The organism is Ruegeria sp. HKCCA5763 (assembly GCF_013034545.1).
Lineage (GTDB): Bacteria > Pseudomonadota > Alphaproteobacteria > Rhodobacterales > Rhodobacteraceae > Ruegeria.
Map to the genome: position 1 here is coordinate 1 of NZ_WQGF01000014.1, position 14,586 is coordinate 14,586.

Annotated in this window: 16 protein-coding genes and 1 tRNA gene; 13 read left to right on the forward strand and 4 right to left on the reverse strand. The window is 56.0% G+C overall.

Annotated features, from left to right (window positions below):
- Positions 1-517: 517 nt before the first annotated feature.
- Positions 518-2,170: an aminoacylase gene (locus GOV89_RS19440; protein WP_174827343.1), complete on the reverse strand. Its 1,653-nt coding sequence runs from the start codon at positions 2,168-2,170 to the stop codon at positions 518-520.
- A gap of 46 nt (positions 2,171-2,216) precedes the next feature.
- Positions 2,217-3,011 (reverse strand): efflux RND transporter periplasmic adaptor subunit, encoded by a 795-nt coding sequence (locus GOV89_RS19445; protein ID WP_217352185.1) that lies wholly within the window; start codon positions 3,009-3,011, stop codon positions 2,217-2,219.
- Between the two features lie 27 nt (positions 3,012-3,038).
- Here GOV89_RS19445 and GOV89_RS19450 point away from each other — a divergent pair, with 27 nt between their 5' ends.
- The 3 genes from GOV89_RS19450 to GOV89_RS19460 all read left to right on the forward strand — a co-directional run bounded on the left by GOV89_RS19450 (position 3,039) and on the right by GOV89_RS19460 (position 5,775).
- Positions 3,039-4,301, forward strand: a complete 1,263-nt coding sequence (locus GOV89_RS19450) for an AraC family transcriptional regulator (protein ID WP_171238838.1) — start codon at positions 3,039-3,041, stop codon at positions 4,299-4,301.
- 55 nt (positions 4,302-4,356) lie between these two features.
- A complete protein-coding gene (locus tag GOV89_RS19455; RefSeq protein ID WP_171238839.1) occupies positions 4,357-4,605 on the forward strand; it encodes a hypothetical protein in 249 nt (82 codons plus the stop codon).
- Positions 4,606-4,701: 96 nt separating this feature from the next.
- Entirely contained in the window at positions 4,702-5,775 is a 1,074-nt protein-coding gene (locus GOV89_RS19460) for an isocitrate/isopropylmalate dehydrogenase family protein (RefSeq protein WP_170466879.1), read from the forward strand.
- A gap of 328 nt (positions 5,776-6,103) precedes the next feature.
- Here the strand turns inward: GOV89_RS19460 and GOV89_RS19465 are convergent.
- Positions 6,104-6,193, reverse strand: a tRNA-Ser gene (locus GOV89_RS19465).
- Positions 6,194-6,316: 123 nt separating this feature from the next.
- On the opposite strand from GOV89_RS19465, the gene GOV89_RS19470 reads away from it, so the two are divergent.
- From GOV89_RS19470 to GOV89_RS19510, 9 genes are all read left to right on the forward strand, one after another.
- Positions 6,317-7,159: a DUF2059 domain-containing protein gene (locus tag GOV89_RS19470; RefSeq protein ID WP_171238840.1), complete on the forward strand. Its 843-nt coding sequence runs from the start codon at positions 6,317-6,319 to the stop codon at positions 7,157-7,159.
- Positions 7,159-7,959, forward strand: coding sequence for a DUF2059 domain-containing protein (locus GOV89_RS19475; RefSeq protein ID WP_171173973.1), 801 nt, complete (start codon positions 7,159-7,161; stop codon positions 7,957-7,959). Before GOV89_RS19470 ends, GOV89_RS19475 begins: the two co-directional genes overlap by 1 nt.
- Before the next feature lie 210 nt (positions 7,960-8,169).
- The gene (locus GOV89_RS19480) at positions 8,170-8,784 is read left to right on the forward strand and encodes a 50S ribosomal protein L21 (RefSeq protein WP_171238841.1); all 615 of its coding nucleotides are present in this window, start codon (positions 8,170-8,172) and stop codon (positions 8,782-8,784) included.
- Positions 8,785-8,795: 11 nt separating this feature from the next.
- Complete coding sequence (gene rpmA, locus GOV89_RS19485) at positions 8,796-9,065, forward strand: 50S ribosomal protein L27 (protein ID WP_039535512.1); 270 nt, start codon at positions 8,796-8,798, stop codon at positions 9,063-9,065.
- Between the two features lie 96 nt (positions 9,066-9,161).
- The gene (locus tag GOV89_RS19490; RefSeq protein ID WP_171173977.1) at positions 9,162-9,770 is read left to right on the forward strand and encodes a LysE family translocator; all 609 of its coding nucleotides are present in this window, start codon (positions 9,162-9,164) and stop codon (positions 9,768-9,770) included.
- Positions 9,767-10,303: a GNAT family N-acetyltransferase gene (locus tag GOV89_RS19495; RefSeq protein WP_171238842.1), complete on the forward strand. Its 537-nt coding sequence runs from the start codon at positions 9,767-9,769 to the stop codon at positions 10,301-10,303. Before GOV89_RS19490 ends, GOV89_RS19495 begins: the two co-directional genes overlap by 4 nt.
- A gap of 38 nt (positions 10,304-10,341) precedes the next feature.
- Complete coding sequence (obgE, locus tag GOV89_RS19500) at positions 10,342-11,376, forward strand: GTPase ObgE (protein WP_171238843.1); 1,035 nt, start codon at positions 10,342-10,344, stop codon at positions 11,374-11,376.
- The gene (gene proB / locus GOV89_RS19505; RefSeq protein ID WP_171173981.1) at positions 11,364-12,470 is read left to right on the forward strand and encodes a glutamate 5-kinase; all 1,107 of its coding nucleotides are present in this window, start codon (positions 11,364-11,366) and stop codon (positions 12,468-12,470) included. Before obgE ends, proB begins: the two co-directional genes overlap by 13 nt.
- 33 nt (positions 12,471-12,503) lie before the next feature.
- Complete coding sequence (locus GOV89_RS19510) at positions 12,504-13,766, forward strand: glutamate-5-semialdehyde dehydrogenase (protein WP_171238844.1); 1,263 nt, start codon at positions 12,504-12,506, stop codon at positions 13,764-13,766.
- Here GOV89_RS19510 and GOV89_RS19515 read toward each other — a convergent pair.
- On the reverse strand, positions 13,763-14,359 hold the full coding sequence (locus GOV89_RS19515) for a histidine phosphotransferase family protein (protein ID WP_171173985.1): 597 nt from the start codon (positions 14,357-14,359) through the stop codon (positions 13,763-13,765). The two genes, GOV89_RS19510 and GOV89_RS19515, sit on opposite strands and share 4 nt — an antisense overlap.
- Positions 14,360-14,402: 43 nt before the next feature.
- Between GOV89_RS19515 and GOV89_RS19520 the strand changes: the two genes are divergently transcribed.
- Complete coding sequence (locus tag GOV89_RS19520) at positions 14,403-14,585, forward strand: DUF3553 domain-containing protein (protein WP_050602459.1); 183 nt, start codon at positions 14,403-14,405, stop codon at positions 14,583-14,585.
- The last annotated feature ends 1 nt before the right edge of the window (position 14,586 follow it).

Here is a 14,586-nt window from a genome sequence, read left to right on the forward strand (position 1 = left end):
AAGGACGACGCTGTTGTTTAAAAAGACTTCAAGCCAATGACCGCTACGTCCGCATACCGGAAATTGGCCCAATATTGCCGAACGTCCGCTCTTTGTTGAAAGCAGACATCGAAAACAGAAGAACCGGTTTCGTGGACTTGAATGTCTGCTTATGCCGAAAGCGGTCGCTCCGGAATACTTGCGCAAGTTCCGCTTTGCGGACAAACCGGCCCGATGCTGGTGCAGCGAAATTCGTGGCCGCGCGTCCATCAAATCAAGGACTACTTCGCAGCAGTGCAGCGCGTTTTCCCGAAAGCGGACATTGAACAGGGTGAAACTGACCTTTTCCAAAACCGGACGCTCGCTGCGTGCGCTTCGGTCGTCCGAGTTGCGGGACATTCCGGACTCGTGCGGTTGCGGCGAATGCAATCGCAGAAATTCGCCTGCGGTCTTCACGTCTGCTATGCCGAGAGTCTGCCAGCGCAGCGAATTTCTCGGCATAGGTCATTGGCCGGATATCCGGATTGACTAACCCCGATCAGTCGCCGGCTCCAAATCCCGGCCCTGTTCCATCCAATGCCGCGTCCTGCAGCGTGAACGTGTTAAGCCAGACTTCAGTCTCAACGGTAACGTGGCGCGGCTCGTCCTCTGGCGGAAACCGCATCGGCTTTCCGGCCAGTTCGCCGGTCGCCGCGTTGTCTCGTTTGGCGAAGATACCGTTCACGATCACGTGGGGCAAACCGACGGGACCCAAGCCTTGCGTTCCGCTTTCGTAGCCAGAACCGGGCCCTACCATCTCCGGATCGAAGACCACGATATCAGCGGCCATGCCCTCCTGAATGCGGCCACGCACATCGAGGAAGTCCACGCCAGTGGCGCCCATGTGGAATGCCGGCCAGAAGCTGAGTTGAGACAAGGTGAACATTAGTGGGACCCCCTCGTCGCGTGCCAGTTGAAGCACGGTCGTATGCGATCCCGATGTACGAGGATGGCCAGCAAACAAGGACGGGTCACCTGCTAGGCCCAAGTCCTCCGTGTACCACATGCTGTCGCTTCCTACGACCATGTTCGGAACTCGCAGCCACTGGGGCAGCCATTCCTCACGCGCAGGGTTGAAAACGATAACGGTGCGACCCGGATCATCCGCCGCAACCCTCAGATACTCTTCTTCGGTCAGGAACTTGTTCTGACCCGGATCATACATAATGTCTTTGTATTCGAGGCCGAGGGCACCAATGGCTTCGGGCTTCAGTTGATCGGAGGCGATAGACGTCGACCCTGCTGTATAGGGGTAGTACTCGGACCACATGTTCAGGCCCTTGTCTCTTGCCATCTGCAGCTTCTCTTCAATCTCCCACCAACCGTAGTCGTTGTTGTGGCTGTAGATCAGAGGCGCATCGAGCAAGTACGCGTTGGTGAAAACTTCGCTGAAGCCAAGAGGCGCTTCAGGGTTTGCTGGAGAGGTGTGAAACCGGCCGTGAACCCCTGTTGCGCGTCCATATCGTGCGGCAGTTCGCTGGAGTTCAAACTGCTCATAGGTGCTGATACCTGCCCCCGCGTAGCCGACTGTAGAGCCAGCGCAGAGACCGCCCTCCTGCAGGCCCTTATCCACGATTTGCATGATCTGGTTTAGCTGGTCGACACTTGCCCTTGTTACCGACCAGTCAGCCACGCCGTCCTTCATGCTGGAAGCGGCGCGCAGCCCAAAAAGATCGGCTGCGTCGACCGGGCGACCGATCTCAAGACCATCCAAAACGACCATGCGTGCGATCTCATGCGATACACAAGTTCCGTAGTTTATGGGCCACTGACCTTCTTCGCGGGCATACCAATCCGCAATGTTTAGGGCACCCACCTCGCTGTCGTAGGCCGTCGTCACGCCATCCAGCATGCTCATGTTTATGGCGTACTTCTGGCTGGAATGCGTGTGGCTGTCGATGAACCCGGGAGCAACGACATGGCCTGTGGCGTCGAGTGCGTCTTCGCCTTCAATCGGATCGGTGGTGATCTTGACGATCCACCCGTCGCTTATCCCGACATTGGCAATCTGGTCAAAACCGGTCTCTGGGTCCATGACACGGCCGTTCAGGATGACCAAATCGTAGGTTTGGGCCTGCAAAGCTAGAGGCATCACAAACGAAAAAGCATAAAATACTGTTAGGAAAAGTTTCTTGGGGACTGACTTGGGCATGTATCAAGCTCCTTTCACAATTTGAGACGAGCAGAAGGGGAGGTTTCTAATTTTCATAGCCTGTTACGACGACTTCCATCCCTGGTCGTAGCAAGTGATCCGGATTGGGAAACTCGATCAAAACCACCGCCTCTTCTGTATCGGCGTTCAGGCCAAAGCTCGCTGATACGATCTTTCCCATATACGGAAACTCAGAACCATCTGGCAGAACGAGTCCCACCTTGATTGAGGCGTGAATTGCGACCTCACTTTGTCCTGACAGAAGCCGGGCCATCACTCGTTCAAGTGGGACCGGCGCGCGTACATGGATCGGGTCGAGCTGTACAAGTGTGGCAACTTCCCGGCCACGATTGATATTCACATTGGCGTTTTCACGGTAGTTCGGCGATGACATCTGCCCACTGAACGGCGCGTAAAGCTTTTGCGCGGCTAGCAAAGATGCCGCCATGTCGCTCTGCACGCGTAGTGTCTGTGCGGAAGCTTGCGCAGCTCGTAATGCGAACAAAGCCTCCTGATATTGAGCCTCTGAAACAGTTTCGCGGTCTTTCAGTTCTTGCTGCCGCACAAAATCTTCTTGAGCTTTTTCAACTGCGACCAATGCTTCATTCAGTTGCGCTTCTGCCAGAGCAAGCTCCAACTCTTTGAAGCCAGTATCGAATTCAACCAACAAGTCACCCTTCGCAACGACTTGTCCTTCCACAAAGTGCAACCGGTTGATTTTATTGCTGACTTCGGCTGAAACGTCCCACGCCCTCGCAGGAACGACGACGCCTGTGACCGTTGATGTGATCTCGGCTATTGCGGGGACTGGCAGGCCTGCCCCCGAGCCAAACAGGATCAAGCCAGTTACAACTGTTTTTTTCAACCGTTGAGTGAACACCTTGAAACCCTCTCGAATGGCTTCGGCGGGGAAACGATTGGGGGTGACAAATGCGACGGCCGTGATCATGTCAGAAGGAAACATACCAACATGGTGTGCACCTTTGCTTGGCATTTTTCCGCAGGTGAACAAGAAATTCGCCGGAAACTGTCAGGTAAGCGGAGAATCATTGGCATTATCGAGTATCATCCGGCGACGGCGCGCTCAGGAGATCAGAAAATGGCTAGTCATCCCTCCGGACCAGCTTCGAAGCAAAATGTTCCGCTTGTACGCGCGGCAATTCTGGCCCCGGTGGTTGCCGCCTACGAGGCGCAAGGCAATTTGGCAGACAAAATTCTGAATGCACACGGAATAAACGCCGCGCGATTGATGGACCAGAATGCCTTCATCACGCATGACACGGCCTACACTGTGTACGAGGAAATCGCGAGAAGTACGCAACCGGATTTTGCAGCAAAGGTTGCGCAGAGTCTCGATTGGCGGATCTTTGCGCCAATGGCACCGGAGCTCAACGAGGCCGTTACCTTGGGAGACTTCATCACGCGTTTCACAACGGCTGTTGCGCGAGAAAGTAATGCAGTATCTCAATCCTTGCTCGTTGAGGGAGAGTATGCCCACTATGCCGTCAAACGTGGTTTCCAGCCATCTGTCTCGCCGGCACAGTCTGATGCCTTTCAAATAGCGCTCTGGATCGGTCTGCTGCACCGGGTTTTGGATTTCCGTTGGGACCCGGGGCAGGTGATCGTCCAATTGTATGACCCGAGTGCCCTTCCGAAAGAATTCCACGGCATCAGACCCATCAAGTGTAATGCTCAAGGCTTTTCGTTTCGGTTTCCATCCGTATGGTTGTCGCACCGGATCAGCCCAGATCTGGTGGCCACATCCCAAGGGCCGCCTATGGGCCGAGAACTTTCTGCGCCTGCAGACACACTGGCTTCGGTAGCTAATGTACTTCGCCGACATTTGGGCGACCCGGAGTTCAACGTGGAGACCGCCGCCATGGCTTGCGGCTACAATGCGGACACTCTCAACCGACGTCTCGCAGCATATGGCAAGACCATATCTGCGGTAATCGCAGACCTCAAACGCGCGGAATCCGAAGCAGCTCTAGAGTATGGCGCCGAGACGATTTCCGAAATCGCTCAACGACTTGGATACTCTGACGCGACGGCCTTTTCTCGAGCCTTCAAGAAATGGCGCGGTGTCAGTCCCAGCAACTTCAGGAAAGAAAAGAAAAAAACCGACAAATGAGTGCTTAAGGCATCCTGCAACATCAAATCTTTTTTGGATGTTAGGCTGCCATGCAATGAGCGAAAGCAGACAATCCGTTTTTGGTCGTACGGTGGCTACGTCCCGTGACCCAATCATTGGCATGAGGACTTTCGCTGCGGCATACACAGACGACCGCTTTCTCCGCGCCACAGCATTGGTGCTGAACGGCTCAACTTGGTTGACCGAGATGCTGCGAGCGCGAGATGAAAAATTGAAGCACTTCGGCTTTGGGCTCGAAGCAGACGCTCAGCAAAATTGGCCGAACGACGGCTCTGCGGACTAACCGGTCCTTGCTCAATGAGATACCAATTGCCATCTTGGATCGCATCAACTGAGCCAACCTAACGAAGAGCCAACAACCTCCGTGGGAGCAATCCTCATGACTGAACCGAGCACAGTATCTCCGCTTCAACTCCTTTTTCTCGCCGGGGATGGGATTGGCCCTGAAATATCGTCGGCCACGCAACGTGTTCTTGCCGCCGTGACGCCCATCTGCAACCGGCCGATAATTGTGACTGAGGCTGACATCGGTTTCGCTGCGCTTGAGGCGACCGGAAGCACAATCCCGGAACCGGTCCGCACCGCTGCCAAGGAGGCTGACGGCGTAGTCCTCGGCCCCGTGTCCCACAACGCTTATCCTCCGGCTGCAGAGGGAGGTCTTAATCCCTCCGGCACCTTGCGCAAGGATCTCGAACTCTACGCCAATGTTCGCCCAGCACGGACATGGGAAGGCGTTCCCAGGGCAGCCTCTAAACCGTTTCACCTGACCGTCATGCGCGAAAACCTCGAAGGCTTTTACGCCGACCGCAACATGCATCAGGGACCGGGAGAGTTTATGCCTGACCCCGACACCGCACTCGCGTTCCGAAAGATCACCCGACATGCTTCCATGCGCATTGCAGAAGCCGCATTTCGCCATGCCAAACAGGACGGCTTTTCCCGGGTAACAGCCGTGCACAAAGCAAATGTGATGCGTGTCTCGGACGGACTGTTTCTTGAATGCTGCCGCGCCGTGGCTGCCGAGCATCCCAATATCGACTATGACGAGTTGCTCGTTGACGCTGCGGCCGCGCATTTGGTCCGCGATCCGGCGGCATTTGGTGTGATCGTAACAACAAATATGTTTGGCGATATCCTTTCAGACCTTGCATCAGAGCTGTCCGGTGGCCTCGGCGTCGCGGGATCTCTGAACCTTGGCCCTCGCTTCGCCATAGCGCAGGCTCAGCACGGCTCCGCACCCGACATCGCGGATAAGGGAATAGCTAATCCGACGTCATTGATATTGTCGCTGACCATGCTGCTACGTCACCTCGATGAGCTACGCGCGGCTGAGGCAATTGAAACTGCGGTAGCGCAAACCCTTCAACGCAAGCCAACGTACGACCTTGGCGGAACCGCAACGACTGAGGAGTTTACGTCGGCACTGATCCAGGCGATCGAGGCGGGGCCGTGAGAGAAATTTCAATGTCGGTTCATGCTGTTCAAGTAGGCGCAAACATCCGTAGAAGCGTTTATTGATAGGCAGCTTTGGGCTCGAAGCAGTCATCTGAGTCTTTTGGTCAGGTGACAGCTTAGGAGCGGATAGCGGACATCCAGATTTACAAACTCCTAATTTCGACCATGTAAGAATTTGGCTATCTACGCGGTCTAGTGCCTTCATGGCCTATTGTTAGACCCGCCCTTACCATTTCATTCAGTTTTGGGATGGCGGTTAAAATGGGGGATGGATTCGGATTTCTTTGAATTAATCTATTGAAATAGATTAATTCAAAGAAGAATAGTGGCGGAGAGACAGGGATTCGAACCCTGGGTGGGCTTGCACCCACAACGGTTTTCGAGACCGCCCCGTTCGACCACTCCGGCACCTCTCCGCGGGGGTCTGTGAGGGGGGGATTTAGTAAGGAACGGGCAGGGGTGCAAGCAGAAAATTCCAGAAACTGTCAAAGCCGGGTTTTTCCGTTGCCTGCGGGCGGAAAACGCCTACTCTAATTGGCATGACACAGCTTGCACATCGCATAACATCTCTGCTTTTCTTGGCGGCCTTGGCGCTTGTTTTGGCAGTCGCGCCCCTGTTTGCGGCCAACCGGGACCGGATCGAGGCGTTTCTGACCACAACCGGATTTGATGTGGCGCTGGAAAGCATCACGCTCAGCTCTCGTTCTGCGCCTGAGATGCTTGGCATTGACCCGGACGGGTTCGGCTCGGATTGGGCGCGCCTGACAGATGAAGTATTCGATGTCGATGCCATGCATGAGACGGCTGTTTCCATTCTTGAGGAAACGCTAACCGATGAGGCCTTGGCACATGCGGTTGAATTCTACGCGTCCGATCTGGGGCAGCGTCTGGTTGCGGTCGAAAACGACTCGCACATGAATGAAGACGACGAGGCCAAGCAATTGGAAGGCCAGCAGATCATTTCGGATTTGATCAAGGACGGGTCTCAGAGGGTCGAAAGCTTCAAGCGTATGAATGCGGCGATTGATTCGACCGGCACAGCGCTTCGGGCGTGGCAGGAAATACAGCTGCGCTTCCTTCTGGCCGCCAGCGCATCGGGCGTGATCGAATTGCAGACGGATGCGGAAGGCTTGCGGGAGCTATTGAAAAGAAATGAACCTGCGATGCGCCAGTCTCTGCAACTCTCCAGCCTTGCAGGCGCGGCTTATACGTACCAGGACTTTTCGGACGAGGATGTCAACGCATATGTCGAAGCGCTGGAACAGCCCTTGATGCAGGAAGTCTATGAGCTTTTGAATGTCATTCAATTCGAGATCATGGCCCGGCGCTTCGAGGTTCTTGCCGCGCGGATGGCTGATCTGCATCCCGCTCAGGATATTTGATGCGGCGTCTTTTGCTTGCTTTGGCCCTTGCCGTTTTAGGATTGCCTGCATCGGCTAACGAAAAGATCGATCGGTTGGCGCAGGCAATGCATTTGGCTGAGGTGATGGAGATTTTGGTGCTTGAAGGACAGGAGCACCGAAAAAATCTCGATGAAACGCTTTTGAACAATGCGGGGGGTGCGTTCTTTGAGGCCCAAGTGCAAGACATCTATGACCCGATCTGGATGCAGGACCATTTGACCGAAGCGTTTGAGACCGGCATGTCGGACACGCAACTTGATCAGGCCATTGTGTTTTTTGAAAGCGACCTTGGTCGGACCATAGTGACGCTTGAAAACTCGGCCCGCCAGGCCATGTCGGATCCCACGATCGAAGAAATGGCCCGTGATGCGTTTGCAGCAACCGAGCGCGCAACAGCTAGGTTTGCTTTGGTCGAGGAATATATCGAAGTGAACGAACTGATTGAAAAGAACGTTCAGGGCTCTTTGACATCGGACTACAACTTTTTTCGCGGGCTTGATGTTGATTCAAGCGCCGACACGCAGGGCCTGTTGGCCGAGCTTTTGTCGCAAAAGGACAGCCGGACCGAAGACACCGAAGCCTGGCTTTATGCGTTTTTGTTGCTGGCCTATCGTCCGTTGGACGAGGCGCAGATGCGTGAGAACATCGCCTTTTCAAGAACGGAAACTGGGCAAGCTCTGAACGACGCGCTTTTTGAGGGCTTTGACCGCATGTTCAACGATATTTCTTACCAATTGGGGCAAGCGGTTGCGCGCACTCTCAGGGCCTCTGAGTTGTGATGCTGCTTTGGTGTTGACTTTCCCGCCTATTCTATGGATAAGCGCGCATCCCGGCCGGTCATCCGCGCCGGGTATCGTTATTATTTGACCCTTAAGATATGTCGAAAGGGTCAGTCACACAGCCCGAGAAGGGCGCGCTGTTCGAGGTGGCTTAAGCCAGCAACACCCGAAAAGGGGACCACAGAACGCGGGTATGAAAAGGAAAGACGCATGTTTGCGGTCCTCAAGACTGGCGGCAAGCAGTACAAGGTTCAGGCGGGCGATGTGCTCCGCGTTGAAAAACTGGCTGCCGACGCAGGTGAAAAAGTTCAATTCAACGATGTTCTGATGCTGGGCGGCGACGCTCCGGTTGTTGGTGCACCTTTCGTTGAAGGCGCGGGCGTACAGGCCGAAGTGATCGAACAGATCAAAGGTGACAAGGTCATCAAATTCGTCAAGCGCCGTCGTAAGCACAGCTCGAAGCGTACCGTTGGCCACCGTCAGAAACTGACACTGGTCAAGATCACCGACATCCTGTCGTCGGGCGCTGACAAGTCGGGCATCAAAGCTGCAACCGGTTCGGCACCGGCTGGCGAAGCAGCCCCTGCCGCAAAGCCTGCCAAGAAAGTTGAAGCCAAAGCAGAGGCACCCGCCGCTGCTGCTGCCGCTGACGATCTGACCAAGCTGAACGGTGTCGGTCCTGCCGCCGCCAAAAAGCTGGTTGAGGCCGGTATCGAGAGCTTTGCCGCTCTGGCCGCCTTGTCGGACGAGCAGATTGCTGCTATCGACACCATCAAAGTGAAACCCGAATGGGTTGAGCAAGCCAAAGAGCTGGCTCAAGGCTAAGGAGAGAGAGAATGGCACATAAAAAAGCTGGCGGTTCCTCCCGTAACGGTCGCGACTCAGCTGGTCGCCGCCTTGGCGTGAAACTGTATGGTGGCCAGGCAGCCATCGCAGGCAACATCATCGTACGTCAGCGCGGCACTAAGTTCTGGCCGGGCGAAGGCGTAGGCATGGGCAAAGATCACACCATCTTTGCAACCACCGATGGCGCCGTGAAGTTCCATAAGGGACTCAAAAACCGCACCTTCATTTCGGTCCTGCCAGTGGCGGAGGCCGCAGAGTAAGCCGAGACCCAGAAGGTTAATAAAAAATTCATGGGGGACCGGCAGAAAATGCCGGTCCCTTTTTCGTTTTAACGCAGTTGTGATCCCAAAAAACCGATGCCCGTCGCAACCACCAGTTTTCTAATCTTCGCCGCCTCACAGGTGGGCACGCCGGGACCGGCCAATATGGTTCTGCTGGGAACAGGTGCGCGCTATGGTTTCCGGGCGGCCCTGCCGTTTGTTGCAGGTGTCGTGCTAGGCAAGCAGTTGATTATCTGGCCGGTGGGTTTTGGTCTCATGCAAATTGCGGAACAAGCGCCCTTTGTGTTTTCCGCGCTGAAATACGCCTCTGCTGGTTATGTGTGCTGGTTGGCCTGGAAGATCGCCAATCTTCGCTTGTCGCGAAATGGAGCAAGTGGTTCGGTGCCGGGTTTTTGGGCCGGACTGATCGTGCATCCGCTGAACCCCAAGGCCTGGGCCATGATCATTGCTGGGTTTACTGGTTTCGTCGCGGCTGGCACGTCCAGTTTGGACGCAACGTTCACGATCGCTCTTTGTTTGTTTATCTGCCAGGTCGTCTTGCACCCGATCTGGACCTTCGCAGGCGATAGAATTGCTCATGCGGTTGAAGGTCGCCCTGCGGAAAAATATCTAATGTGGACGTTGGCCGGGCTTACGGTTGCGTCCGTCCTTTTTGTGTTGTTCGGAGGAGGAACACACCAATGAAGCTTGAAGCAATAATAAATCAGCCGGTCATAGAAACCGAGCGGTTCGATCTGCGCCCGCTGCGCCGTTCGGACATGGGACTGATCGAGCACTACGCGAGGGACGAGCGCGTGGCACGCATGACCACAAGCATCGCGCACCCGCTGGCGCCCGGCTCGACCGAGGCTTTTGTGACGCGTTCGATGGCAGAAGACCGGGACGAAGATGTTTGGGTTATGGATGCAATAAAAGACGGTGGCCCGGAACTGATCGGTCTGATCACACTGAAACGACTGGATCGGAACCAGTCCGAGGTTGGATATTGGGTTGCGCCTATTTATTGGAACACGGGCATTGCATCTTTGGCCGTTGAAGCATTGGTCAATGCCAACCCTCTGCAGAACGCGACCATGTTTGCCAGTGTTTTTCAGGACAATCCCGCCTCGGCTCGGGTGCTGACCCATTGCGGATTCCAGTATCTGGGCGATGCGGAAAGCTATTCGGTGGCGCGTGATGCGAATGTGCCCACCTGGACATACAGTAAAAAACTCTGACTTGTGGCCGATGGGGCCTTTGCAGTAGGGGACAGACCATGAAATTTCTCGATCTTGCAAAGGTCTACATCCGGTCCGGGGCCGGCGGTAGCGGCTGCGTCAGCTTCCGACGCGAAAAATACATCGAATACGGCGGACCTGATGGCGGGGACGGCGGCAAAGGCGGGTCTGTGTGGGCTGAAGTTGTGGACGGGTTGAACACCCTGATCGACTTTCGGTATCAGCAGCATTTCTTTGCTAAGAATGGCCAGCCAGGCCGGGGCCAGCAGCGTACCGGTAAGGACGGAGACGATATCCTTCTGCGCGTGCCCGTTGGTACCGAAATTCTGGATGAAGACGAAGAAACCGTAATCTGTGATCTGACCGAAGTTGGGCAACGGGTTCTGCTGGCCAAGGGCGGCAATGGCGGTTTCGGAAACCTGCATTTCAAGTCCGCTACCAATCAGGCACCACGCCGGGCTAATCCGGGACAGGCCGGTATCGACAGAACCATCTGGCTGCGGCTCAAGCTGATCGCGGATGTGGGGTTGCTGGGTATGCCCAATGCGGGCAAGTCGACCTTTCTGGCAGCCACATCGAATGCGCGCCCGAAGATTGCGGATTATCCCTTCACCACGCTGCACCCCAATCTGGGTGTTGTTGGGGTCGACAACGTTGAATTCGTGGTCGCCGACATTCCCGGCCTGATCGAAGGCGCACATGAAGGGCGTGGCATCGGGGACCGGTTCCTTGGCCACGTTGAACGCTGTGCCGTACTGTTGCATCTGGTTGATGGTACCTCTGAATCAGTCGCTGACGATTACCGGACTATTATTCACGAGCTCGAAGCATATGGCGGTGAGCTGGCTGAAAAACCCCGGATCACCGTATTGAACAAGGTCGATGCTCTGGACGATGAAGAGCGTGAACTGGTCAAAGCCGAACTGGAAGAGGCCGTGGGTGGCCCTGTCATGACCATGTCGGGCGTCGCGCATCTAGGCGTGACCGAGGTTCTGCGTGCGTTGAGGGCACAGATTGACGACAATCGCGTGCGCCGGAAACCCGCTGAGGAGGCGCAGCCTTGGCAACCCTGACCTCAGCCCGCCGTCTTGTTGTAAAAATCGGATCTGCTTTGTTGGTGGATCGCGATACCGGGTTGCTTCGGTCTGACTGGTTGAACTCGTTGGCGCAGGACGTGGCCTGGCTTAAGGGGCAGGGGACAGATGTAATCCTGGTCTCTTCCGGATCGATTGCGTTGGGTCGCGGTGTGCTGGGCTTGCCGATGGCTACGTTGCCTCTGGAGAAATCACAGGCGGCTGCCGCAGTGGGACAGATCCGTCTGGCGCGGGCCTATGAGGAGGCTTTGACGCCGCACCAGATAACGACGGCGCAGGTGCTTGTGACGCTGGAAGACAGCGAGAACCGCCGCCGCTATCTGAACTCACGTGCCACATTGAAGACCTTGTTGAACCTTGGTGTGGTTCCGATCGTGAACGAAAACGACACCGTTGCTACGGACGAAATCCGTTATGGTGACAATGATCGCCTGGCCGCTCAGATTGCAGTGACGGTTGGGGCCGATCAACTGATTCTGCTGTCCGATGTAGACGGGTTCTATTCGGGCAATCCGAGCGAGGATTCCTCGGCCACGCGCTTCGAGAAAATTGATCGCATTACGCCCGAGATTGAGGCCATGGCAGGCGATGCGGGCTCAGGCCTGTCCAAGGGCGGGATGAAGACAAAACTGATGGCCGCCAAGATGGCCACCGCAGGTGGCTGCACAATGGCCATCACTGAAGGATCGGTTTTGAACCCCTTGAAAATGCTTGAAAATGGAGCAAGTTCAACCTGGTTTACTGCCACCTTGGACCCGCATGCAGCCCGCAAACGTTGGATATCTGCGATGAAACCACGCGGAGAGATCACCGTGGATGACGGGGCTGCCAACGCTCTGGCCAATGGCAAAAGCCTGCTGCCTGCGGGTATTCTAGAAGTTACTGGCGATTTCGGGCGCGGTGACCCTGTTGCCGTTCTTGATCCAAATGCCCGCCGATTGGCGCAAGGGATCAGCCGCTATACCGCGCAGGAAGCCGACGCGATCAAGGGGCGCAAGTCGTCTGAAATTGAAGCGACTTTGGGGTACCCGGGTCGCGCAGCTTTGATCCATCGGGATGATCTGGCCCTGTAAGCACTGTAAAAGATGACCTGAAAGGCACGCGATATGAAAGATTTCGACAACATTCCCGCATTGATGGCCGATCTTGGGAAACGCGCCAAAGACGCATCGCGTGATCTGGCTTTTGCAAGCGCCGAGCGTATACACGCTGCCTTGATTGCCGCTGCGGATGCGGTTTGGGCCAATCGTGCGAAGATAATCGAAGAGAACCAAAAAGATCTGGAGTTTGGCCGTGAAAAGGGCCTGAGCCCGGCGATGATGGATCGGCTGATGCTGGATGAGGCCCGTATTCAGGGCATGGTCGACGGGCTGCGCACCGTAGCGGATCAGGCGGACCCGGTGGGCGAAGTTCTGGCTGAATGGGAGCGCCCCACTGGATTGAAAATTCAGCGGGTCCGTACACCTTTGGGCGTCATTGGCGTGATCTATGAGAGCCGTCCCAACGTGACTGCTGATGCCGGTGCTCTGTGTTTGAAGTCCGGCAACGCTGTCATCTTGCGCGGTGGGTCCGAGAGTTTTCATTCCTCGACCGCGATCCATGCGTGTCTGGTCGAAGGGTTGAAAGCGGCCAACTTGCCCGAGGACGCCATTCAACTGGTGCCCACTAGGGATCGCGCGGCGGTGCAGGAGTTGTTGACCCTGACCGACTGTGTCGATGTCATCGTTCCGCGCGGTGGCAAGGGGCTGGTGGGTCTGGTTCAGCGCGAGGCCCGTGTGCCGGTCTTTGCTCACCTCGAAGGCATTGTTCATATTTACATCGACAAAGCTGCTGATCCGCAAAAGACGCTCGATGTTGTGTTGAACGCAAAGACCCGCCGCACAGGCATCTGCGGGGCCGCCGAATGTTTGCTGATCCATCAGGACGTTGTTGAAACACTGGGGCGCGATGTGATCGAGGCGCTGCTGGCCGCTGGAGTCGAGGTTCACGCCGAAGGCGCTTTGGCGGTAGATGGTGCACAGGCCGCGACGTCAGACGATTGGGGAAAGGAATTCCTTGATAGCGTGATTGCAGCCAAACCCGTGGCAGATATTGACGCAGCGATTGCGCATATCCAGCAATTTGGGTCCAACCACACTGATTGCATCATGACCGAAGACGATGCGGCGGTGGCCCGTTTCTTTGAACGTCTCGACAGTGCGATACTGATGCACAATGCCTCCACCCAGTTTGCAGATGGCGGTGAGTTCGGAATGGGCGCGGAAATCGGGATCGCCACAGGCAAAATGCATGCGCGCGGCCCGGTGGGCGCGGCGCAACTGACCAGTTTCAAGTATCTGGTCCGTGGGGACGGAACGACCCGGGCTTAAAACCTGAGCGAAACGCGCGTTGCGGTGGTTTCTACCGCGACGCGCCGTCCAATCGCCTTGGCTGTTTCCGGCAGCAGGGCAAACTGTACCTGCGCGGGCGTAAGCTTGTTTGGAAAACGTCCTGTGACCACGTTTTTCCATAGGTCGCCGTCCACGTTCAGCTTGTCTGCCGTGCCGGTCACCGTCAAATTCGCGCCCAGACTTGTGATATCGACGGTGCCACCCAACGGCATCGCGCTTTCGCAACACATCAGTGCCAAAAAGGCGAGTTTGACCTGATTGCGTGGCACAGGTTCGGTCAGGTTCCAGTTGACCCGCACACGACCTGCGCGTTCGACATCATTGAGCAGTTCAGTGATTTCGGCTCTCCCAAGTGGTTGCTCGCTGGCCGACCCGAACGCCACCCGGAAAAAGCGAATACGTGCGCCCGCACTGCCCACACTGCCCGAGATCAGCTCCATCTCGGGGCCTTGCACAGCGCCAACCATATCCAACAGCTCAAGCCCGTTGGTGATGGCCCCGATTGGGCTGATCAGATCATGGCAGATCCGAGAGCCGATCAACTCGGCCAGGTTGACGTCCGAAGCGCCCATGCGTACCTCCTGCTGTATCTGCCGCCGGATTCAGGAGCCCAGCATGACAGACATGAATGCCATTCTTGCACCGGGCATGTTTGTCCGCCACCCGGATTTTCCCGAATGGGGCGTTGGACAGGTTCAATCCAACATCGCAGGCAAGATCACCGTGAACTTTCGCGAGCAGGGGAAAGTGGTAATCGACGGAACGCGCATCGCCCTGATGCCGGTCTTTGATCCGTGAA